At 74.5% G+C, this 22,383-nt stretch carries 20 protein-coding genes; 9 read left to right on the top strand and 11 right to left on the bottom strand.

Going from position 1 to position 22,383, the window contains the following annotated elements:
* Positions 1-44: 44 nt before the first annotated feature.
* Positions 45-926, top strand: coding sequence for a class II fructose-bisphosphate aldolase (locus AC07FV_RS13545; RefSeq protein ID WP_479087047.1), 882 nt, complete (start codon positions 45-47; stop codon positions 924-926).
* A gap of 17 nt (positions 927-943) precedes the next feature.
* On the opposite strand, the gene AC07FV_RS13550 is transcribed toward AC07FV_RS13545, so the two are convergent.
* Positions 944-2,074: a methyltransferase gene (locus AC07FV_RS13550; RefSeq protein ID WP_479087365.1), complete on the bottom strand. Its 1,131-nt coding sequence runs from the start codon at positions 2,072-2,074 to the stop codon at positions 944-946.
* Between the two features lie 97 nt (positions 2,075-2,171).
* Here AC07FV_RS13550 and AC07FV_RS13555 point away from each other — a divergent pair, with 97 nt between their 5' ends.
* Together AC07FV_RS13555 and AC07FV_RS13560 are read left to right on the top strand one after the other, a co-directional pair.
* Positions 2,172-2,840, top strand: coding sequence for an alpha-ketoglutarate-dependent dioxygenase AlkB family protein (locus tag AC07FV_RS13555; protein WP_479087048.1), 669 nt, complete (start codon positions 2,172-2,174; stop codon positions 2,838-2,840).
* A complete protein-coding gene (locus tag AC07FV_RS13560; RefSeq protein WP_479087050.1) occupies positions 2,837-4,072 on the top strand; it encodes an ROK family protein in 1,236 nt (411 codons plus the stop codon). The genes AC07FV_RS13555 and AC07FV_RS13560 overlap by 4 nt, the downstream gene beginning before the upstream one ends.
* A 238-nt stretch (positions 4,073-4,310) precedes the next feature.
* On the opposite strand, the gene AC07FV_RS13565 is transcribed toward AC07FV_RS13560, so the two are convergent.
* The 3 genes from AC07FV_RS13565 to AC07FV_RS13575 form a co-directional block, all read right to left on the bottom strand.
* A complete protein-coding gene (locus tag AC07FV_RS13565) occupies positions 4,311-4,709 on the bottom strand; it encodes a VOC family protein (protein WP_479087051.1) in 399 nt (132 codons plus the stop codon).
* A gap of 354 nt (positions 4,710-5,063) precedes the next feature.
* Positions 5,064-5,612: an ATP-binding protein gene (locus tag AC07FV_RS13570; protein WP_479087052.1), complete on the bottom strand. Its 549-nt coding sequence runs from the start codon at positions 5,610-5,612 to the stop codon at positions 5,064-5,066.
* Between the two features lie 184 nt (positions 5,613-5,796).
* Positions 5,797-6,120: a hypothetical protein gene (locus AC07FV_RS13575; protein WP_383636670.1), complete on the bottom strand. Its 324-nt coding sequence runs from the start codon at positions 6,118-6,120 to the stop codon at positions 5,797-5,799.
* Between the two features lie 346 nt (positions 6,121-6,466).
* On the opposite strand from AC07FV_RS13575, the gene cds1 reads away from it, so the two are divergent.
* Positions 6,467-7,591, top strand: coding sequence for an L-cysteine desulfhydrase Cds1 (cds1, locus tag AC07FV_RS13580; RefSeq protein ID WP_479087054.1), 1,125 nt, complete (start codon positions 6,467-6,469; stop codon positions 7,589-7,591).
* 18 nt (positions 7,592-7,609) lie between these two features.
* Here cds1 and AC07FV_RS13585 read toward each other — a convergent pair whose 3' ends face one another.
* Positions 7,610-8,083 (bottom strand): SRPBCC family protein, encoded by a 474-nt coding sequence (locus AC07FV_RS13585; RefSeq protein WP_479087056.1) that lies wholly within the window; start codon positions 8,081-8,083, stop codon positions 7,610-7,612.
* 110 nt (positions 8,084-8,193) lie between these two features.
* Complete coding sequence (locus tag AC07FV_RS13590) at positions 8,194-9,030, bottom strand: DeoR/GlpR family DNA-binding transcription regulator (protein ID WP_479087058.1); 837 nt, start codon at positions 9,028-9,030, stop codon at positions 8,194-8,196.
* Positions 9,031-9,316: 286 nt separating this feature from the next.
* Here AC07FV_RS13590 and AC07FV_RS13595 point away from each other — a divergent pair, with 286 nt between their 5' ends.
* Positions 9,317-11,698, top strand: coding sequence for a hypothetical protein (locus tag AC07FV_RS13595; protein WP_479087060.1), 2,382 nt, complete (start codon positions 9,317-9,319; stop codon positions 11,696-11,698).
* A gap of 16 nt (positions 11,699-11,714) precedes the next feature.
* Here the strand turns inward: AC07FV_RS13595 and AC07FV_RS13600 are convergent, their stop codons facing one another.
* The 4 genes from AC07FV_RS13600 to AC07FV_RS13615 form a co-directional block, all read right to left on the bottom strand.
* Complete coding sequence (locus AC07FV_RS13600; RefSeq protein ID WP_479087061.1) at positions 11,715-14,153, bottom strand: right-handed parallel beta-helix repeat-containing protein; 2,439 nt, start codon at positions 14,151-14,153, stop codon at positions 11,715-11,717.
* A gap of 108 nt (positions 14,154-14,261) precedes the next feature.
* Positions 14,262-14,867, bottom strand: coding sequence for an Rv1733c family protein (locus tag AC07FV_RS13605; protein ID WP_479087063.1), 606 nt, complete (start codon positions 14,865-14,867; stop codon positions 14,262-14,264).
* A 192-nt stretch (positions 14,868-15,059) separates the two neighbouring features.
* A complete protein-coding gene (locus AC07FV_RS13610) occupies positions 15,060-15,887 on the bottom strand; it encodes an MOSC domain-containing protein (RefSeq protein ID WP_479087065.1) in 828 nt (275 codons plus the stop codon).
* A 43-nt stretch (positions 15,888-15,930) separates the two neighbouring features.
* A complete protein-coding gene (locus AC07FV_RS13615) occupies positions 15,931-16,365 on the bottom strand; it encodes a DUF6643 family protein (protein ID WP_479087067.1) in 435 nt (144 codons plus the stop codon).
* Positions 16,366-16,659: 294 nt separating this feature from the next.
* Here AC07FV_RS13615 and AC07FV_RS13620 point away from each other — a divergent pair, with 294 nt between their 5' ends.
* The gene (locus AC07FV_RS13620) at positions 16,660-17,931 is read left to right on the top strand and encodes a TerD family protein (RefSeq protein ID WP_479087367.1); all 1,272 of its coding nucleotides are present in this window, start codon (positions 16,660-16,662) and stop codon (positions 17,929-17,931) included.
* On the opposite strand, the gene AC07FV_RS13625 is transcribed toward AC07FV_RS13620, so the two are convergent.
* Entirely contained in the window at positions 17,932-19,173 is a 1,242-nt protein-coding gene (locus AC07FV_RS13625; RefSeq protein ID WP_479087068.1) for a glycosyltransferase, read from the bottom strand. It abuts the gene before it with no gap.
* 39 nt (positions 19,174-19,212) lie between these two features.
* Here AC07FV_RS13625 and AC07FV_RS13630 point away from each other — a divergent pair, with 39 nt between their 5' ends.
* The 3 genes from AC07FV_RS13630 to lnt all read left to right on the top strand — a co-directional run bounded on the left by AC07FV_RS13630 (position 19,213) and on the right by lnt (position 22,329).
* Entirely contained in the window at positions 19,213-19,998 is a 786-nt protein-coding gene (locus AC07FV_RS13630) for a glutamate racemase (protein WP_479087069.1), read from the top strand.
* A gap of 78 nt (positions 19,999-20,076) precedes the next feature.
* Entirely contained in the window at positions 20,077-20,631 is a 555-nt protein-coding gene (locus tag AC07FV_RS13635; protein WP_356606789.1) for a hypothetical protein, read from the top strand.
* A gap of 84 nt (positions 20,632-20,715) precedes the next feature.
* Positions 20,716-22,329, top strand: coding sequence for an apolipoprotein N-acyltransferase (lnt, locus tag AC07FV_RS13640; protein ID WP_479087071.1), 1,614 nt, complete (start codon positions 20,716-20,718; stop codon positions 22,327-22,329).
* The last annotated feature ends 54 nt before the right edge of the window (positions 22,330-22,383 follow it).

The raw sequence follows: 22,383 nt of genomic DNA on the forward strand, positions 1-22,383 counted from the left end.
ACCCACCCCGACACCCGCGTTCGCACGCCCGGGAAGGGAGAGCCGTGCCCCTCGCCACCACCGGTGACCTGGTCGGCCGCGCCGCCGCCGCGCGCTCCGCCGTCACCGCCTTCAACGTCATCACCCTGGAGCACATCGAGGCCGTCGTGGCCGGCGCCGAGTCCGTGCACAGCCCCGTCGTCCTCCAGGTCAGCGAGAACGCCGTGAAGTACCGCTACGGCCGCCTGCTGCCGCTGGCCCGCGCGGCCGTCGCCGCCGCCGAGGCCGCCGCCGTTCCCGTCGCGCTGCACCTCGACCACGTCCAGAGCGACAGCCTGCTGCGGCAGGCCCCGGACGCCGGGTTCAGCTCCGTGATGTACGACGCCTCCGGGCTGCCGTACGCGGAGAACCTCGCGGCGACCCGGGCCGCCGCCGACTGGGCGCACGCCCAGGGGCTCTGGCTCGAGGCCGAGTTGGGGGAGGTCGGCGGCAAGACGGGGCCGGACGGGCGAGGGAGGGCCGCCGCGCCGCTCGACGCCCACGCTCCCGGAGCCCGCACCCGGCCCGCCGACGCGCGGGCCTTCGTCGCCGACTCCGGCGTGGACGCCCTGGCCGTCGCCGTCGGCAGCTCGCACGCGATGACGACCCGCACCGCCGCCCTCGACCACGGCCTGCTCAAGGAACTCTCCGCCGCACTGGAGGTGCCGCTCGTCCTGCACGGCTCCTCCGGGGTCCCGGACGACGAGCTCAGGGCAGCGGTCGCGGGCGGCATCGCCAAGGTCAACGTCGGCACCGCCCTCAACCTCGCCATGACCGGCGCGATCAGGGAGTACCTGGCCGCCCGCCCCGACGCGGCCGACTCGCGGGGCTACCTCACCGCGGGCCGGGAGGCCATGGTGCGGACGGTCGCCTCGATCATCCGGGTGGTCGCCCCGACCGCTTCCTGACGGCTGCTTCCTGGCGGTTACTTCCTGACGGCCTTCAGCACCACGAACTTCCGGTCGCTCGCCACCAGGCGGCTGCCGCCGAACAGCCGCCGCAGGGTGACGTGGTAGCCCAGGTGCCGGTTGCCGACCACCCACAGCTCACCGCCGGGGCGCAGCACCCGCCGCGCGTCGGCGAACATCCGCCGGGCGGTGGCGTCCGTCGTCGCCTGGTGGGAGTGGAAGGGCGGGTTGTTGAGCACCAGGTCGACGCTGCCGTCCGGCACCCCGTCCAGCCCGTCACCGACCCGGAACTCGGCCTTCCCCGCGGCCCCGCTCGCCCGGTACGTCGCCCGCGCCGAGGCCACGGCCTGGAAGGACTCGTCGGTGAACAGCACCTCGGCCCCGGGGTCGGTCAGCGCCACCGCCGTCCCCACCACACCGTTGCCGCAGCCCAGGTCCACCACCCGCCGGGCGCCCGCCTTCGGCAGGTGCCCGAGGAAGAAGCGGGTGCCGATGTCGAGGCGGTCGGCGCAGAAGACACCGGCGTGGTTGACGACCTCCAGGCCGGAGAACGGACCGACGTCGTCGGGGAGCCGGTAGGCGAGCGGCCACGGGTTGGCGGGGCGCGTCAGCGAGACGTCGGGCGTGCAGAAGACGAGCCGGGCCTTCTTCTCGGCCAGCGAGGTCCGGGTCGGCCCGACGATCCGCTCGAAGAGCCTGAGCGTCGAGGTGTGGATCTCCTTGACCATCCCGGTGCCGACGACGACCGTGCCCTCGTGCAGGGCGGGCGCCAGCCGCAGCAGCTGGTCCTCCAGCAGCGCCAGACTCTTCGGCACCCGCACCAGCAGCACGTCGACGCGGTCCGGCGGCGGGTCCTGCGTGGTCAGCAGGCGCACCGAACCCGGCTCGACGCCGGCCCGCTCCAGGTTGGCGCGGGTCGCCTCCCGCGTGAGGTGGGAGTCGGTGACCTGCACCGGCCGGTGCGCCGCCAGCGCCGTCACCAGCGCGCCCCAGCGGTCGCCGAGCACCACGACGGTGCCGGACAGCGGGACCTCCCGCTCCGCGAGGTGCCGGAGCAGGTACTCGTCGGAGGCGTCCCAGGCACGGAGCCGCTCACGCGGGTCCTCGGGGAAGCGGGCGAGCACGAGCTCGCCCCATGGTGTCGTCATACGGTCGTCGCGGTCGTTCATCGTGCGACCAGGCTAGCCGAGCCGCAGCTCAGGCCGGGTCGGGCGGAGCGGGGCCGGGCCGGGCAGGATGGGAGGCATGGACGCCGAGCTGTTCCCCAGGGCCCCCGCCGAGATCGCGCCCGGCGCCGTCCACGTGCCGGACTGGCTGGACGCCGGGCGGCAGCGCGAGTTGCTGCACGCCTGCCGCGCGTGGGCCCGCCCCCCGGCCGGACTCCGCACGGTCCGCACCCCCGGCGGCACCATGAGCGCCCGGCAGGTGTGCCTCGGCTGGCACTGGCACCCGTACGGCTACGCCCGCACCGTCGTCGACGGCGACGGCGCGCCCGTGAAGCCCTTCCCCGACCGGCTGGGCGAGCTGGGCCGCCGGGCGGTGACCGACGCGCTGGGCGCCGACGCGGTGGCGGAGACGCCCTACGACATCGCGCTGATCAACTTCTACGACGCCGACGCCCGCATGGGCATGCACCGCGACGCCGACGAGACGTCCGACGCGCCGGTGGTCTCCCTGAGCCTCGGCGACACCTGCGTCTTCCGCTTCGGCAACCCCGACACCCGCACCCGCCCCTACACCGACGTCGAGCTGCGCAGCGGCGACCTGTTCGTCTTCGGCGGGCCGTCCCGGCAGGCGTACCACGGGGTGCCGCGGGTGCACGCGGGCACCGCGCCGCCCGCGTTGGGCCTCTCCGGGCGTCTGAACATCACGCTGCGGGTCAGCGGCTTCCAAAGCCTAGACTCGCCCCCATGACCGGCAAGGCGGACCCCCGGGCGGGGGAAGGGACCACCTCCAGGACGCGGTTGGACCGGGGGCGCGGCGCGCTCGGACCCGCGCTGGAACTCGTGCACACCGGACGCGCCCCCACCCGGGCCGTCCTCACCGCGGAACTCGGCGTCACCCGCGCCACGGCCGGCGCGGTCGCCGCCGAACTGGAGGCGCTGGGCCTGATCAGGGTCGACGCGCGGCCCGGCGCGGCGGCCGGTTCGCAGGGCCGCCCCTCGCACCGTCTCGCGGTCGCCGAGGACGGGCCGGTCGCCCTCGCCGCCCAGGTCCACTCCGACGGGTTCCGCGCGGCCCTGGTCGGTCTCGGGGGCCGCATCGTCGCCACCGCGCCCGGCTGCGAGGTCGTCGACGCCGACCCGGCGAAGGTGCTCGGTTCCGTCGTCGAGGCGGGTGCCGAACTCCTCCGGGAGACCGGGCGGCGCTGCGTCGGTGCGGGGCTCGCCGTACCGTCCGCCGTCGCCGAGCCGGAGGGTCTGGCCCTGAACCCGCTGCACCTGGCCTGGCCGGCCGGCGCGCCCGTGCGGCGGATCTTCGCCGAGCAGGTGCGCGCCGCCGGTATCGAGGGACCGGCGTTCGCCGCGAACGACGTCAACCTCGCGGCGCTGGCCGAGCACCGGCACGGCGCCGGGCGCGGCGCGCGCGACCTGCTGTGCGTGGCCACCGGCCACCGGGGCGTCGGCGGCGCGCTCGTCCTCGACGGCCGCCTGCACAGCGGCAGTTCCGGTCTCGCCCTGGAGGTCGGCCACCTCACCGTCAACCCCGAAGGCCGCCCCTGCCACTGCGGCAGCCGCGGCTGCCTGGACGTGGAGACCGACCCCCTGGCCTTCCTGAGGACGGCCGGCCGCGAGCCGGGACCCGAGGTGTCCCTCCTCCAGCAGTCCCACGACCTGATCCGCGACCACTACACCGACCCGGCCGTCCGCACCGCCACCGAGACCCTCATCGACCGGCTGGGGCTCGGTCTCGCCGGTCTGGTGAACATCCTGAACCCGGACCGCATCGTCCTCGGCGGACTCCACCGGTCACTGCTGGACGCAGACCCCCAGCGCCTGCGCGCCGTCGTCGCCGACCGCAGCCTGTGGGGGCAGAGCGGCGGGGTCCCCATCCTGCCCTGCGGCCTCGACCACAACAGCCTGGTCGGCGCGGCCGAACTGGCCTGGCAGCCGGTCCTCGACGACCCGCTGGGCGTGTCGGCCTAGGGCCTGTCCGACAATCCCGCCTGCCTCGCGACGCCATGCACGCACTCTCGCCGCACCGGGCGCAGAGCCAAGTACATCCAGTACAAGGCTCTGCGCCCGGCACCCCCCAGCCTCCGGCCGGGGGGACCCCCAGAGCACGCACCTGACGCCGCGAGGCCGCCCTCCGGGCGACGACGGGAATTGTCGGACAGGCCCTAGCGGGGCGTGCCCGGGACGGGGAGCGGGCGGACCCGTCCGGTCAGGGCGTCGGCCGGCTGCCGCCGCTGGGGGCGCGGCTGAGGTCGACGACGCAGAAGACGTTGTCGTCCGGGTCGGCGAGGACGACGAAGTCGGGGTCCGGCGGGTACAGGTCCCACTCGACGGCGCGCGCACCCAGGCCGATCAGCCGCCGCACCTGTGCCCGCTGTTCCTCCTCCGTGTCCGTGAAGAGGTCGAGGTGGAGGCGGGGGCGCGGCTCGGCCGGAGAGTCGCTGCGCATCAGACCGAGGGCCCGCCCGGAGCCGTCGGCGTGAGCGAGCGTCCGCCACGTCTCGCTCGTCCACTCCTCCGCCACGACCAGGTCCAGGGCCGCGGTCCAGAACTCCACGGCGCGGGGCAGGTCCGTGACGCCGATGACGGGGATACCGAGTCTCAACATGGCTGCGAGCCTACGACGTTGCTCCGCGTAGCCCGGCCGGAGTCCCGGTCGTGCGCGCCGCCCGGTCCCGGGAGGCCAGGGGGCACACCCCGCGAGACATGCGCACTGCCGCCGCGCCGGCCACCCGGGCTCGCCGACACCCTGTCCACGAGCCTGCACCAGACACCGGGCACCAGGCACCCGCCACGAGACGCACGGGTGCGCGGAACGAGGCGCACGGGCGCACGGCAACCAGCGCAAGGCGACCGGCACGAAGCCCCGGCACCGAACCGCTCGCGGTCGGCGCGTCACCCGCCCGGCAGCCCGCGAGGCAGCCCACCGCACGGCCCGCGACAGCGAGGGGTCACCGCCCGGTCAGCCTGCAACGGCCGACCGGGCGGGAGCGGGTTGGGGAGCGCGCAGGTCGACCGAGTGCTCGACCTCCGCCGCGAAGGCGGCGGCCGGCACCTCCTCGACCAGGCGCCGCGGCGGACGGGCGGAGACGGGTGGCGCGGTGAGCGGCGCACCGGCGGCCGTCGGGAGTGTGAACCAGACGACCTTGCCGGACTCGCCGTCCGGCCGGGCACCCCAGCTCTCGCTCAGCGAGGCCACCATGGACAGCCCGCGCCCGCACGTCGCCAGCGGCTCGGCGTCGTCCACCACGGGCAGGCGCGGATCGTGGTCCCGCACGGAGACGGTGAGCCGGTCCAGGAGCAGCTCTATCTCCACGGTGCACGTCTTGTCGGGCTGGGCGTGCAGATGGACGTTGGTCAGCAACTCCGTCACGCCGAGCGCGGCCCGGTCGATCAGGGAGTCCATATGCCAGTAGCGCAATTGCGCAGATACGATTCTGCGGACCTGGCCGATCCGCGACGGCAGGGCTTGGAGCTCCACCGTGCAGTGTCTGCTTGGGTGACTGATCACGGCTGCGACTCCCCGACATAGAGGTCCGGAAGAACACGGAGTTCGGATCCAGCAGGGCGCACGCGGCACGCCGCCGCCTGCTGTCGTGGCCGGCGGGCTGGTTCGCAGCGTTATCGCCGGTAAACCCAGAGTGACGTGAGACCAGAGTGACGCAAGGGGTGAGGCACCGCAACTTACGGACATCTCAACCGCGATGCCCGGCCGCCCTGCGCACCGCTTCGATGAAACGGCGGGCCGCGGGCGGCCCCGGCTCACCCGGCGCGGGGTCGCGCTCGCCGAGGGTCAGCAGGTAGCGCTTGCCGTCGAGGTCGGCGAGTGCCCGGTCCTCCGGTGCGAACCAGGGCCGGGAGGCACGCACGGCCTGCACCGGAGCGCTGTCGATCTCACTGCCGTAGCTGGTGAGCAACTCCACCCTGCCACCGCTGATCCGGACCGTCCCGGCCCGGGTGAGGGAGCGCAGCCGCTTGCCGATCCGCACCCCCGTGGCCCTGAACTCCGGCTCCGCCATGCCGTCGCCCCCCTGCCCCTCGATCGGCCGGACCGTGTACCGCGCTGGGCCCCCGGTACGGCCGGCTCGTGTCGTGCTCCCGTGTGCGTCCGCGACGGGAACCCGGTCCCGCCCGCTGGCAGTCTGCCCGCACCACGCGCCGAGCACCAGTACGCACCCTCCCTTTCCGAGGGCGACCGGAGCATTCGCGCGAATGCGCCCCCCACCGGGCCGGACGCCCTGCCCCAGGCCTGCCTTTGGTGCCGTCAAAGGTGTGTTTATGCAGGTGAGAAGCGTGCCGCAGGTGCCTATGATCGAGGCGTCGGCCGCGTGAAGCGCCGTCGGCGCGCAGCGTAAGGAGCCCCTCGTGAGCACCCCCCAGCACACCCGTACCGGCGCCACCCTCGACGTCGACCACAGCGACACCGCCTACCGAGCCTGGCTGAAAGAAGCCGTGCGCAAGGTCCAGGCCGACGCCAACCGCTCGGCCGACACCCACCTGCTCCTCTTCCCGCTGCCCGAGCGGTGGGGCATCGACCTGTACCTGAAGGACGAGTCGACCCATCCCACCGGCAGCCTCAAGCACCGGCTCGCCCGTTCGCTCTTCCTCTACGGCCTGTGCAACGGCTGGATCCGGCCCGACCATCCGGTGATCGAGGCGTCCAGCGGTTCGACGGCCGTCTCCGAGGCGTACTTCGCGAACCTGATCGGCGTGCCTTTCATCGCCGTGATGCCGCGCACGACCAGCGCCGAGAAGATCCGTCTGATCGAGTTCCACGGCGGACGGTGCCACTTCGTGGACGATTCCCGGCGGATGTACGAGGAGTCCGCCCGCCTCGCGGCCGAGACCGGCGGCCACTACATGGACCAGTTCACCTACGCGGAACGTGCCACGGACTGGCGCGGCAACAACAACATCGCCGAGTCGATCTTCCGGCAGCTGCGGCTCGAACGGTTCCCCGAACCCGCGTGGATCGTCGCCACGGCCGGCACCGGCGGGACCTCGGCCACCCTCGCCCGCTACGTGCACTACATGCAGTACGACACCCGCATCTGCGTCGCCGACCCCGAGAACTCGTGCTTCTTCGAGGGCTGGACCACCGGCGATCCGGACGTCACCTGCGACTGCGGCTCCCGTATCGAGGGCATCGGCCGGCCCCGGATGGAGCCGAGCTTCGTGCCCGGCGCCGTCGACCGCATGATGAAGGTGCCGGACGCGGCGAGCGTGGCCGCCGTCCGGGCCCTGGAGCGGGCCATCGGCCGCAAGGCGGGCGGTTCCACGGGCACCGGATTGTGGAGCGCGCTGAAGATCGTCGCCGAGATGGTGGCCGAGGGCCGCCGGGGCAGCGTGGTGACGCTGCTGTGCGACCCGGGGGACCGGTACCTCGACAAGTACTACTCGGACGCCTGGCTCGCCGGCCAGGGCCTCGACATCGGGCCGTACACGGCGGCGATCGAGTCCTTGCTGCGCACGGGGGAGTGGCCGGTCTGACCCGCCCCCGGCCGGAGGCTACGGACGGGTCAGGCGCCGGTCCAGCGAGGTGACCGCGTCCCGGAAGGCGCGTCCCAGGCCCGGCCGGGCACGGTTCAGCACGAAACGGAACGGAGCCGTACCGTCCGCGGCGCACGTCCACCGCACGCGCGTACCCGTCCCGGCGGGCGCCAGCCGCCACTCCTCGACCAGGGCCCGGGCGCCGGGCGCGTTGGTGACGTCCGCGCGATAGGCGTACACCTCGGGCCGCCGGGCCGTCAGGACGGTCTCCACGAAGCGCGTCCCGCCCCTGAGCCGGATCTCGCGTCCCGCTCCCTCGCCTATGGGCCGGGCCTGTGTCACCGCCGAGAACCACGCGGGCCAGCCCCGCACGTCCTCGGCGAGCGCCCGGAAGACCGCATCCGGAGAGGCGGAGATCTCCCTGGCGAAGACCAGGCGTACCGGTGCCGTCTCGACGAAGCCGAGTCCCACCGGACGCAGACGGCGAGCCATGGACGCAACCCCCTTGGGCAGAGCCGCGGACGCGGGCGACCGGGCGGGTGGCGCCACGATAGCCGCGGACCGCCCCGGTGTCAGCGGGGCCGGACCGGACGGGAGGGGCTTCAGCCGGCCGTCTCCGGTTCGTCGGCCGCGACGTCTCCGGCCACGACCAGGCCCAGGTGCTCCGGGATCTCCGCGCGGGCGTCCGACGGCAGACCGGCGTCGGTCACCAGGGTGTCCACCTGCTCCAGTCCCGCGAAGGAACTCAGTCCCACGACCCCCCACTTGGTGTGGTCGGCGACGACCACGACACGCCGCGCGGACTGCACCAGCCGCCGGTTGGTCTCGGCCTCCGCCAGGTTCGGCGTCGACAGACCGGCCTCGGCCGATATCCCGTGCACACCGAGGAACAGCACGTCGAAGTGGAGCGTCGCGATCGCCTGGTCCGCGACCGGTCCCACCAGGGAGTCGGAGGGAGTGCGCACCCCTCCCGTCAGCACCACCGTGGCCGCACCCTGCCTCGCCCCCGAGGTGCGCTGGGCCACGTGGAACACGTCGGCCACCCGCACGGAGTTGGTGACCACCGTCAGATCCGGCACGTCCACCAGCCGGTGCGCCAGCGCGTACGTCGTCGTACCGCCCGACAGGGCGATGGCCGCGCCCGGCGCGACCAGCTCCGCCGCGGCCCGCGCGATGTCCTCCTTGGCGGTCGGCTCCAGACCCGACTTCGCCTCGAACCCCGGCTCGTGCGTGCTGGCCTCGACCACCGGGACCGCACCGCCGTGCACCTTCTCCAGCACGCCCTGGCGGGCCAGCGAATCGAGGTCGCGGCGGACCGTCATGTCCGACACGCCGAGCTTGCGGGTCAGCTCGTTGACGCGGACCCCGCCCCGGCGGCGCACCTCGTCGAGGATCAGGGCGCGCCGCTGCTCCGCGAGGAGGTTCGGATTCTCACTCACGTACGCCTCGGTCCTTTCGCCGCACACCGTCCGCCACACCCGGCGCACCGGCTCCGACGAGGAGTTCTCCCCGCTCCGGTGCGCGGACGTCCCATCCTCGCACGCCGTGCCACGGGCCGCGCCACCGCCTGTCTGCCGCGCACATGCCATTTCTGTCCCGTTCCGGTGTCGCCTGTCACACGGTTCGGGGGAGATCCTGTGCCGAGGGGTGTGCGACGTCCGCGCAACGGAGATCCTTGTGCCCGCGCGGACAGAGCCGACGGCGCGTCACGGGGGAGTGCGGACAGTGGAACAGGCGCAGGAACCGGCCGGGACGCACACGCCGGACACCCCCGGGCCCGATGGCGGGCAAGACGGGAGAGCCGGCACCGCCCTGGAACTCCTGGTCCACGGAGTGGGCGGCACCACCCCGGCGGACATGCTGGACGACCCGCGGACCGTACGCGTCACGGGCGACGACGTCGCGGCCGTCTTCCGGCGCACCGAGGACGCCGACGCCGAGTCCCGGCCGGAGGACTACCGGGGCCGGCCGGTGCCCGAGGCCTACGTCTGGTGCAACCTCACCTCCGGCAACGGCACCCGCGCCCTGTGGCTGCTCCTCCTGCCCTTCATGGTGGTCAACCTCGCCCACTGGATGCGGCCCACCGCCGAGGGCAGGACGCGCACCGTCCGCCTCTACGGCCTGCTGGTGCGGCTCGCCGGGCTGACCCTGACGGTGCTGCTGGTCGCCGCGGCCTGCGAGGTCGCGCTGGACCTCGTCGCCTGGCAGTGCGCGGGCACGCTGCGCTGCGCCGAGCGGCACTCCTGGCTGGGGTTCCTGTCGCCGGCGATGTCGGACGGCGGCTGGTGGAGCGCGCCCGGCCGCAGGCTCGCCCTGGCCGCCGCGGTGCCCGCCGCGCTCACCGGCCTGCTGTGGTACCTGTCGCTGCGCACCTGGCGGGCGTACGAGTCCCAGCAGCCGATCGACCGCGGCACGGCACCCGAGGAGGAACCCGCCCGCAACGCCCTGAGCCGGCCCGGATTCTGGTACGGCCGCCGCCTGGTGGCCCGGCTGCGCGCCGCGCACACCGCCGCCGCCCTGCTGACGGTCGCCGCGGCGGTCGGCGTACCGGCGGCCCGGTTCGACCGCCGGGACGGCGGACCCGCGCCGCTGGACACACTGGGCTGGCTCCTGACGGCGGCGCTGACCGCCGGGGCAGTCGCCGTGGTCGCCGTGGTCTGCCGCCGTGGCCGCAGCGAGAGGTGCCTCGACCGGGCCCTGGACGAGCGCCTCGTCCGGCGCCTGCCGCTCGCGGCCCTCCTCCTGTTCGCCGGCGCCCTGCTGTACGGCGGCTGGGCCCGCCCGGGGTGGACGTCGGCCGGCCGGCTGCCCGGGGACACGGCCTTCGGCGGGCTCGCGCTGACGCAGGGCCTGCTGGTCATCGTGCTCGCCGTGGTCGCGCACCTGCTGCACCGCAGCCTCCCCGACGCCCGCGCCGCGATCCGCGGCCTCGGCGGCCCCGCCGTCGCCATGCTGGCCTGCGCGCTGGGCGGCGTGATGTCCGGCGGCGTCTCCCAGCGCGTGTCCGACTGGCTGGACGGCACCGACGCCTCCATCGAGGGCCCGCCCGTCCTGCTGACCTGGCAGGCGTCCGTCATCCCGCCGCTGCTCGTCGTCGTGCTGCTGATGTGCGCCGTCCTCGCCCGGCACACCTGGCGCCTCGTCCGCGCCGAACGGGCCGCCGTGGAGGACGGCCACGCCGACGAGGCCGGAGACCCGGGACGCACCCGGCGCATCGCGTTCGCCCGCGCCACGGCCGGTCTCACCGACCGGGCGCCCCTCCTCGTCGCGATCACCTCCGCCGCCACCCTGCTGCTGGGCGCCGCGGCCCTGGTCGGCGCGATGACGACCGACCGGTCGCCCGCCGACGCCGCACGGGGAACGCCCGCCGCCGTGCACGGCGCCGCCGAGACCGCGCAGGCCCTGGGCTCCTGGCTCATCGGCCTCGGCTTCATACTGTTCGTGACCTGGGGCAGGCGTGCCTACAAGGACGCCTCCGCGCGGCGCACGATCGGCATCCTGTGGGACGTCGGCACCTTCTGGCCGCGCGCCGCCCACCCCTTCGCCCCGCCCTGCTACGCCGAGCGCGCGGTCCCCGACCTGACCTGGCGGATGGCGTCCTGGACCCGGGCGACCGGCGGACGGCTGGTCATCTCGGGGCACTCCCAGGGCAGCGTCCTCGCCGCCTCGGCGGCCTGGCAGCTGGAGCCGTCGGCCCGCAAGCGGGTCGCCCTGCTCACCTACGGTTCCCCGCTGGAGCGGCTGTACGGCCGCTGGTTCCCCGCCCACTTCGGACCGGCCGCGCTCGACTCCCTGCACGCGGAGGTCGACTGCTGGCGCAACCTGTACCGGCCCACCGACCCGATCGGCGGCCCGGTGCGGCTGCCCGGCGACTCGGGCCCCGCCGTGGACCGCGCCCCCCTCCAGGACCCGCTCAGCTACGGCCGCACCGCACTGCACCCCCTGCCGGCACCGATCCTCGGTCACTCCGACTACCAGGCCGATCCGGCCTTCGCCGAGGAGCGGCGGCGCCTGCTGGCCCGGCTGCGCCCGGAGGTGCCCGCCCCGCGCCGCACCGGCCGGCCGGAGTCCGTTCCGGCGGCGGACGACGGGCCCGGATCCTGCTGAGGCGACCGCCGGTGCGCTACGGCAGCTCCGGCAGGTCCTCGGCGTAGAGCAGCGTCAGGTCGTCCGTGCTGGGGTCGGGCTGCTGGGCGACCCGGCTCGCGTGCCGTTCCACCATCGCCTCGAAGGTCTGGCGTGCCGTGCGGCCGTTGCCGAAGGCCGGGCCCTTCGGCAGCGCGGTGAAGTACTCCGTCAGCGCCTCGGCCGTACCCGGCGCCAGCCGGTACTCGTGCTCGTCGGCCTGCTGCCGCACGATCCGCAGCAACTCCTCGGGCCCGTAGTCGCCGAAGGTGATGGTCCGTGAGAAGCGGGACGCCACCCCCGGGTTGACGGACAGGAACCGCTCCATCTCCGCCGTGTACCCCGCGACGATGACGACGACCGAGTCCCGCTGGTCCTCCATGAGCTTCACCAGCGTGTCGATGGCCTCCTTGCCGAAGTCGCGGCCCGCGTCCTCGGGGGAGAGGGCGTACGCCTCGTCGATGAACAGCACGCCGCCGTGCGCCCGCTGGAACGCCTCCTGGGTGCGGATCGCCGTGGAGCCGATGTGCTCGCCGACCAGGTCCACCCGGGACACCTCCACGAGGTGCCCCTTGTCCAGCACGCCGAGGGAGGCGAGGATCTCGCCGTACAGCCGGGCGACGGTGGTCTTGCCGGTGCCCGGGGAGCCGGTGAAGACCAGGTGGCGTTTGACCGAGGCGGCCTTCAGGCCCGCCTGCCGGCGGCGCCGGCCCACCTCGATCATGTCGGTCAGGGCCCGCACCTCGCGCTTGACGCTGTCCAGGCCGACCAGCGCGTCCAGTTCGCCCAGGACCTCCTTCGACGTGCGGGCCGGCTCCCGCGGTCCGGCGTCCGCGATCAGGGACTCCTGCTCGGTACTGCGCTGGCCGGGGATCGAACCGAGGAGCCCCGCGGACCGGCCCGCGGTCTGCACGACCGGCTCCGGTGGCGCGGGTGCCGCCGGACCGCCGCTCTCGTCGCTGGTGCAGTCCTCGACCAGCGGACCCGAGTCGGACCCCGCGTCCGGGCCGGCGTCCGCGAACTCGTACCCGCCGCGCGCGCACCGCTCCGTGCGGCACTTGCGCAGCGTCGTACGGCAGCCGTCGATCACGTGGAAGCCGTAGCCGGCGCTGCCGGTCACACGGCAGCCGAGGAAGCTGCCGCGGCCCCCGGCCGACACGTAGACCCCCGCCTCCGAGGGCGAGTCGACCGTGCAGCGCTCGATGGTCGGGTCGGCGCCCTTGGTGACGATCACGCCGGTGCGGTTGCCGTCCAGGGTGCAGTTGTTGAGGGTGCCGCCGCTGCCGTGGTCGCGGAACCAGGCGCCGGTCGCCGCGTCCCGGATGCGGCAGTCGTCGAGCTGGGCGGTGGCGCCGTCGCTGACCGACACCGCGGTGTTGCGGACCTGGGAGAGGTCGCTGTCGACCACGTCCACGCGGGAGCCGCGGTCCAGGACGAACAGCGCGTCCGGCACGTCGTGCACCCGGCAGGAGTCGAGCACCGCGGTGGCGCCGTCGCTCACCCAGACCGCGGGATAGTCGCCGGTGCTGTCGAAGATCTCGCACTGGTTGGCGTCCACCCGCGTGCCCGGGTCCCACACCGACAGGCCGTTGCGGCCGAACTGGCGGACGGTGGTGCGGGTCAGGGTGAGGACGGAGCGGGAGCGCAGGTCGACCGCGTTCTCCGGGATGTCGTGGATCCGGCAGTCGGCGAGGGTGAGCACCGCGTCCGTGTCGAGGGTGATGCCGTCGCCGGTGGTGCGGTGCACGTCGCAGTCGGTCAGGTGCGCGGTGGCGCGGCCGGTGACCTGTACGCCGCTGCCCCGTACCTCGTAGACCTCGCAGCCCACGGCCTCCAGCGCGGAACCCTCGCCCGTGGCCGTGAGGCCCGAGCCCGCCGCGTGGTGGATCCGGCAGCGGTCCAGCCGGGGGTGCGCGCCGGAGCGCACCGCGACGCCCGCCTGACCGGCCGAGACGACCTCGCACTCCTCGAAGACACCGCCCCCGCCGTCGAGGACGGCGATACCGACACCGGCCGGGTTGTCGACGGTGCAGCGTCGCACCGTGGGACGCGCGCTCGCGCGCACCTCTATCCCGGAGGCCGAACGCGCCACCACCCGCAGGCCCAGCAGCTCCGGCGTACCGTCCTCGACGAGGACCGCGGGAGCCGCCGCGTCCTGGCCCTCCACGTGCAGGTCCTGGATCACCGCCGCGGCCCGCACGGTCAGCGGGACACCGTCGACCGGCGCGATGCGCACCGAGCCCTGTCCGCCCTCGGGCCCGCGGAGGGTCACCGCACGCTGGACGACCAGGTTCTCCCGGTAGGTCCCGGGGGCGACGGTGAGGACGTCCCCGTCGGCCGCGGCCTCCAGGGCGGCGGCGAGCGATGCGTACTCACCTGTGCGGCGCCGCCACCGCGAGGTGCCGGTGTGCGTCACCTGGACCGTGCCCTGTGCCATGGCGTTGCTGTGCCCCCACCTCGTCGTACGCGGGTCGTCGCCGATTCGGTTCGGCCGGTCCACCGTAGCGTGCGCGCAGGTGGTGAGTTGACCGGAGGCGGAAGCCCATCAGCTGCCCGTGCCGGCCCTGCCCCAGTCCGGCCCCGCCCGTTGCCACTCCTGGTCCAGGCGGGCGTACCGGCGGCGGACCATGCGCCAGACGACGAACCGCCGACCGGCCTCGACCAGGGCCGCGGTCCCCAGGGCTGCGCCGAGCCCGGCGAGGGCGGCGTGCGTCGTGGCGCTGGCGGAGTCGAGCGGCCGGGCCACCGCCCTGCCCTGCCCGTCCGTCCACAGTGCGAAGCGGTCACCTGCGTGGGGGTCGTCCAGGCCGGCCGTGACCGGCCCCTCGTGTCGCGAGCCGTCCGGCGCGGACCAGCCGGCGAGGACCCGGCTGCGCAGGTCCCCGCCGGCCGCGCCCTCCGGGTCGAGGGTCAGCGGCGGACGCTCCAGGGTGCGTATCACCGTGGCCGTCACCCGGTGCCGGGACTCGTGCTGCTCGCGCACCGAGCGCTGGAGGACGTCCTGCACCGCCCCGCCCACGGCCACGCCGATCAGGGGCGCCACGAGAAGGATCGAGAGCAGTCCGGCCAGGGCCACCCAGGCCTCGGAGAGGTCGGTCCTGCGGCACAGCGGATTGTGCCGCCAGTGCCAGAGCCCTCCGATCGCCCGCACGGTCAGCTCACCCCTCCCGCTCGCCCCCGGCCGAGTCGTACCCACGCGGGCCGTCGGGGGGACTCCGTCCTGCGCGGACGACCCCCCACCGCGCTTCTCGCGCAACTCTCATGAACCCCAACGCCCCGGGCCGTGGCCCGGGTTCCCGCGCTCCGGCGCCTGACCGGAATCCGTCCGTGGGAGGGCGACGGGTCACTCGACGACCCGTACCGGGTCGCCGACCCGGACCGTGCCGCGGCCGACCGGCACCAGGTTCTGCCCGAACACCAGCTTGCCGTCGACGCGGCGGTGCCGGCCGAGGCTGTGCAGCGGCTCCCTGCCGCGCCCGGCGGTGCCCTGGTCGGTGGTGGTCACGACGCAGCGTCCGCACGGCTTGGCGACCCGGAAGGTGACCTCGCCGACGGAGACGAGGGACCAGTCGTCCTCGGCCCAGGCCGCGGTACCGGAGACGACCACGTTCGGCCGGAAGCGCTCCATGGGCAGCGGGCCCTCGTCCGCGTGCTCCCCCTCGGCGATCAGGGAGTTGAGGGCGTCCAAAGAGGCCGTCGTCGTCAGGAGCAGCGGATACCCGTCGGCGAAGGTGACGGTCTCCCCGGGCAGCCCGTACTGCGGGTCCACGGGCCGGCGGGTGGCGGGGTGGTCCAGGTACACCAGCCGCACGTCGATGCCGAGGAAGGCGCTGAACCAGGCGTGCGCGGACTCGTCCTCGGCGGGGACCGCCTCGACCTTGTCGCGGAAGACCTGGGTGACGACGGTGCTCGTCGCGCGCGGGACCGGCACCGTCAGCGGCTCCCGGCCGGGCGCGGACAGCCGGAGGCCGCCGCCGGGCAGAAGCTCGGCGGCGGCCAGGGCGAGGCGCGGCTGCTGGCGTTGCGTGACGACCTTTCCCCCGTCGTCGATCAGCATCCAGCGGCGGTCTCCGGCCAGCCCCCAGGGCTCCACGACGGCCTCCCGGAGCGACAGGCTCCGGGACGACTTGACCGGATGGACGTGGATCGACTGCAGTCGCGCGTTCCCCATGACGCCATCGTGCCAGGTGGCACCGACAGACCCCGGGGTCGGCTCAGTAGCCGCGGTACTGCTGCTGGTGGTACGGGTCCTGGTACGGCGCCGGCGCCGGCCGGGGTGCCGCGGGACGCATCGCCTCGTAGCCCGCCGGGCCGGGAGCGGCCGGCCGGGGCTGCTGCTGGTACTGGGGGCCGGGGTACCCGCGGGGCGCGGTCGCCTGTTGCGGGATGTACGCGGCGGGGGCCTGCTGCAGCGGGGCGGGCTGGGCCTGCTGCGGGTAGCCGTAGGAGGGTTGCGAAGGTGCCGCCGGGAGGGCGGGCAGGGCCGACGGGAGGGCCGGCAGGTGGCTGGGCGCGTCGTACGCGGCCGGAACCCGGATCGGGGCGATCTGCGGAGTGCCCCGTTCGGCGACGAGGGAGTCGTAGATCGGGGTGTCCGGGAAGGAGGCGGAGTAGTAGCCGCCGCCATAAGTGGAGCGGGGGGAGGTCATGGCACATAAGTTAAGCCCACGATGTGCTGGTTGGGGAGACCGATAAGAGGGTTGTTTTCCGTGTCCGCGACGCCCTGGTACCACCAATGGGAGCGAACGCGCCGAAATGGGGCGTCACGCCACGCTCTCCAGGGGTAAAGGCCGAGTTCCGGGCGGGTTACCGGCGGTTGTCCCCCCGTCTTCGCACACTCCTCGCCAGGGGTGGGTGGCGGGGGAGCGGGTTGACGCGGAAAACTGGCGGACCCGCCGGGAAACGGCCCGGCTCGGTGGAACGTGATGGGGGCGGACATGTCGATGTCGAAAGGTTCCAACACCCCGGTGCCGACGACGGCGCTGCGGGTGGAGCTGGGCTGGCGGTCCGGCCCCGGGGTGCCCGACGCGGACGCCTCGGCCCTGCTCCTGGTGGGCGGGAAGGTCCGCTCCGACGCGGACTTCGTCTTCTACAACCAGTCGGCACACTCCTCCGGAGCGGTCCGCCACGAGGGCAAGCGGGAGGCAGGCGGCCGGGTGACCGACAGCCTGCTCGTCGACCTCACGCGCGTGGAGCCCGCGATCGAGACCGTCATCCTCGCGGCCTCCTCCGACGGTGGATCGTTCGGCAGGGTGCCGGAGTTGTACATCGAGGTCCGCGACGCCGCGCGGAACACCGTGGCGGCCCGCTTCGACAACCCGGGCGCGACGGTGGAGACCGCCTTCGTGCTCGGCGAGTTCTACCGGCGCCAGGGTGCCTGGAAGTTCCGGGCCGTCGGCCAGGGTTACGACAGCGGGCTGGAGGGCCTGGCCACGGACTACGGCATCTCGGTGGACGAACCGCAGCAGGCACCGCCGGCCGCCGCGCCGGCCCCCACCGCGCCGCCCCCGGCCCCTGCCGTGACGCGGCCGGCCACCGCCCCGCCGCCCGCTCCGGCCGCACCCCCCGCCGAGCCGGTCCGGCTGACCAAGGTCACGCTCACCAAGGCGGCGCCCTCCGTCTCCCTGACCAAGCAGGGCGGCACCTCCGGCGCCCTGCGGGTCAACCTCAACTGGGAGGTGCGCAAGCAGTTCTCCGGCTGGGCCCGCAAACTGGGCCGCCCGGTCGCCATGCACGACGACCTCGATCTCGACCTGTGCTGCCTGTACGAACTCACCGACGGCAGCAAAGGCGTCGTCCAGGCCCTCGGCAACGCCTTCGGCGCCCTCCACCAGCCACCCTTCATCCACCTCGACGGCGACGACCGCACCGGCGCCGTGGCGAGCGGCGAGAACCTCACGGTCAACCTCGACCACAAGCAGTACTTCCGGCGCGTCCTCGTCTTCGTGACCATCTACGAGGGCGCCCGCTCCTTCGCCGACCTGCACGCCACGGTCACCCTCCAACCGCAGTACGGCGCCCCGATCGACTTCTCGCTCGACGAGTGCACGGTCCCCTCGACCGTCTGCGCCCTCGCGTTGATCACCAGCACCGGCAGCGACCTGGTCGTCCAGCGCGAGGCCCGCTACCTGGTGCCCGAGCGGGGCGTGAGCCCGCAGCGCACGGTCGACCACGCCTACGGGTGGGGCATGAACTGGACCCCCGGCCGGAAGTGATCAGCCACCCGCGGCGGGCCGGCCCTCGTCCGGCACGACCGCGGGACGTGCGTAGGTGCGGCCCTTCCAGGCCGCACCGCGCCCGCGGTGGTGCTGCACCGCCGAGTCCACCGTCATCAGCAGGTACAGGAACGCCGTGAACGGCAGCAGCGGAGCGAGCCACCCCGGCTGCCGGTAGTGGCGGAGCATCGGCAGGTAGGTGCCCGCCATCACCAGCCACGCCGCGGCGCCGAGGACGGCCGCCGCCGCGGACCCGGTCACCGCGCCCACCACCACGGCCACGGGCGGCACCAGGTACACGAGCACCAGGCCGGCCACGGTCCCGGCCAGCAGCAGCACGTTGTGCCGCAGTTGCGCGTACGCACTGCGCGAGACCATCCGCCACAGGTCGCGCAGGCTCGGATAGGGGCGCACGCTGTCCACCCCGTCCGCGAGACCCAGCCAGACGCGGCCGCCGCGGCCCTTGACGGCCCGGGCGAGGGCCACGTCGTCGATGACGGCGTGCCGGATGGCGTCCGGGATCCGCGCCCGCTCGGCAGCGTCGGCGCGCATCAGCACACAGCCCCCCGCCGCGGCGGCCGTTCCCGTCCCGCGACGCCCGCGCTCCCCGGAGATCCACCGGAACGGGTACAGCTGCGCGAAGAAATACACGAAGGCAGGCACCACCAGCCGCTCCCACCCGCTCTCCACGCGCAGCCGGGCCATCTGCGAGACGACGTCGAAACCGCCCGTGCGGGCCGCCGCCACCAGCCGTCGCAGACTGTCCGGGGCGTGCGCGATGTCGGCGTCCGTCAGCAGCAGGTACTCGGGTCCGCGCCCCCGGGCCAGGCCGACACCGTGCCGCACCGCCCACAGCTTGCCCGTCCAGCCGGCCGGCACTTCCCCCGGTGAGGCCACCGTCAGCGGCAGCCCGCCGTGCTCGCGGGCCAGCTCGCACGCCAGCCCGCCCGTCCCGTCGGTGCTGCCGTCGTCGATCAGGAAGACCTCCGCCCGCCCGGGGTAGTCCTGACCCAGCAGCGACGGCAGGCTCGCACCGAGGACGGCCGCCTCGTCGCGCGCCGGGACGACGACGCACACCGAGGGCCAGTCGGCGGGCTCCCGCAGCTCGGGCAGCCTCACGTCCGTACGCCAGAAGAAGCCCCGGGCGAGCAGCAGCCACAGCCAGGCGGCGAGGGAGAGGGCGGGAACGACGGTCACGGCGGAAGACCACACATCGGCGCTCACGTGCGCAGTGTGCCCCACGACAGGGGCCCGCGGCGGACCATCGACTATGGTGGCCGGGTGAAGATCGCGCTCATGGACTCCGGAATCGGCCTGCTGGCGGCCACCGCCGCGGTACGGCGCCTGCGACCGGACGCCGATCTCATCCTCTCCCTCGACCCCGACGGCATGCCCTGGGGTCCGCGCACCCCCGACGACCTCACCGGGCGCGCCCTCGCCGTCGCCGAGGCCGCGGCCGCGCACCGTCCGGACGCCCTGATCGTCGGCTGCAACACCGCCACCGTGCACGCGCTGCCCGCGCTGCGCGAACGGTTCGAGCCCGCACTGCCGGTGGTCGGCACCGTCCCGGCGATCAAGCCCGCCGCGGCGGGCGGCGGGCCCGTGGCGATCTGGGCGACGCCCGCCACCACCGGCAGCCCGTACCAGCGCGATCTCATCGAGCGGTTCGGTGGCGGCGCGGCGGTCACCGAGGTGCCCTGCCCGGGGCTCGCCGACGCCGTCGAGCACGCGGACGAGGCGGCGATCACCGCGGCCGTCGCCGCGGCGGCCGCCCTCACCCCCGACGACGTGACGACCGTCGTCCTGGGCTGCACCCACTACGAACTGGTCGCCGAACGCATCCGCGCCGCCGTGCAGCGCCCCGGGGCCCCGCGCCTTGTCCTGCACGGCTCCGCGGGCGCCGTCGCGGCGCAGGCCCTGCGCCGGATCGGGGCCCGTCCCGAGCCGGGCGCCCCGGCCGAGGGCACCCTCACCGTGCTGCTCAGCGGACGCGAGGGCGTGCTGCCCGCCGCCGCGCTGACGTACGACGAGGGCCGGCTCCTGCGCACGGTGACGCCCGCGCGCTGACCGACGGCACGCCCGGTCGGCCCAGTCACCCTGTGCGACCGACTACCCACGCAGCGAAACCTGGGTAACCTCATAGCCATGAGGCATCGCCACGGCGAGACCATCCCCCCACCGGACGTCTGGACCGGACGCGCCACCAACCGGGTCCAGTGGTTCCTGGCGCTCATCGGCGCCGCCTGTGTGGCGTTCGGCATCGCGCTGGCCGTCGAGTCGGCCTGGGAGTCCGGCGTCGCCCCGCTGGCCATGGCCGTCGTCGGCTGCATCGCGGCGGGCCTCCTCGTGCTCTTCGGGACGCTGGCCTTCGTGCACGTCGCCCTGAGAGTCGACGAGGAGTGCCTGGAGGTGCGCTGCGGCCACATCGGCGTGCCCCGTCGCCGCATCCCGCTCTCCCAGGTGGTCGGCGCGGAGTTCGCCCCGCACGTCACCCCGCGTCACTGGGGCGGCTGGGGATACCGCTGGCGGCCCGAGAAGGGCACCGCGGTCGTCGTACGGCGCGGGGAGGGCCTGATCCTGCGCCTGGGCGACGGCCACACCTTCACGATCACCGTGGACGACGCGGAGGCGGCCGTCCAGGTCATCAAGAACCGGCTGCGTCCGAAGGCCCCCGGCCCGTCCGCCGAGCCCGCGCCGTAGGCACCGCGCCGGACAGCGCGTCCGGCCCGGTCACGGGGCCACCGCGCTGTCGGCGGCGCGCTCACCCGCCGTACACTCCGGGGGGTGACAGCCACCGCAACCTCCGTCGGCGAGTCGGATCGGACGCAGCCTCGGACCACGCCCGCCGCGCGCGTCGCCGCCCGGCTCCCGCGCCTCCTCCCGGCCGCCGCCGCCGCGCTCTCCGGAGTGGCGCTCTACGTCAGCTTCCCGCCGCGCGACCTGTGGTGGCTGGCCCTGCCTGCCTTCGCCGTCCTCGGCTGGGTGCTGCGCGGACGAGGCTGGAAGGCCGGCCTCGGGCTCGGTTACCTCTTCGGTCTGGGCTTTTTGCTGCCGCTGCTGGTGTGGACCGGCGTGGAGGTGGGCCCCGGCCCCTGGCTCGCCCTGGCCGTGATCGAGGCGATCTTCCTCGCACTGGTCGGCGCGGGCGTCGCCGCGGTGTCCAGGCTTCCCGGGTGGCCGGTGTGGGCCGCCGCCCTGTGGACCGCCGGGGAGGCCGCACGCGCGCGGGTGCCCTTCGAGGGCTTCCCCTGGGGCAAGGTCGCCTTCGGTCAGGCGGACGGCGTGTTCCTGCCGCTCGCCGCGGTCGGTGGCACCCCGGTCCTCGGGTTCGCGGTCGTCCTGTGCGGCTTCGGCCTCGCCGAGACCGCGCGGTGGGCCGTGCGGGCCCGCCGCACCCGCGAGGTACGGCGCGGCGCGGCCGCGGTGGCCCTGCTCTGCGTGGCCGCGCCCGTCGTGGGAGCCGTGGCGGCCCGGCCCCTGGTCGGCGATGCGGCGGAGGACGGCACCGCGACCGTCGCCGTGATCCAGGGCAACGTGCCCCGGGCCGGCCTCGACTTCAACGCCCAGCGGCGGGCCGTCCTGGACCACCACGCGCGCGAGACGGAGCGGCTGGCCGCCGAGGTCAGGGCCGGCAGGGTCGCCAGGCCGGATCTCGTGCTCTGGCCGGAGAACTCCTCGGACATCGACCCGTTCGCCAACGCCGACGCGCGCGCGGTCATCGACCGCGCCGTCAAGGCGATCGGCGCGCCCGTCTCGGTCGGCGGCGTCGTGGAACGCGACGGTGAACTGCTCAACGAGCAGATCCTGTGGGACCCGGACAAGGGCCCGATCGACACCTACGACAAGCGGCAGATCCAGCCGTTCGGCGAGTACCTGCCGCTGCGCTCGCTCATCGGGGCGATCAACGACGACTGGACCTCGATGGTCAGCCAGGACTTCAGCCGGGGCACCGAGCCGGGCGTGTTCACCATGGCCGGCACCAAGGTGGGGCTCGTCACCTGCTACGAGGCCGCCTTCGACTGGGCCGTGCGCTCCGAGGTCACCGACGGCGCCCGGATGATCTCCGTGCCCAGCAACAACGCGACGTTCGACCGCAGCGAGATGACCTACCAGCAGCTCGCCATGTCCCGCGTCCGTGCGGTCGAGCACAGCCGGACGGTCACCGTGCCGGTGACCAGCGGCGTGAGCGCGATCATCATGCCGGACGGGACGATCACCCAGCGGACCGGCATGTTCGTGGCGGACTCCCTGGTGCAGGAGGTGCCCCTGCGCTCCTCCCTGACCCCCGCCACCCGGCTCGGCGTGGTGCCCGAGATCGCCTTGGTGCTGGTCGCGGCCGGCGGGCTCGGCTGGGCCGTCGGCGCGGGTGTGCGCGGGCGGCGCGCCCGTGGCGTGTAGCCGTACGCCGACCGCACGCCCCGCCGGGGCACCGGGGGAGCCCCGGGAGCCCCG

The organism is Streptomyces sp. NPDC045956 (assembly GCF_056430705.1).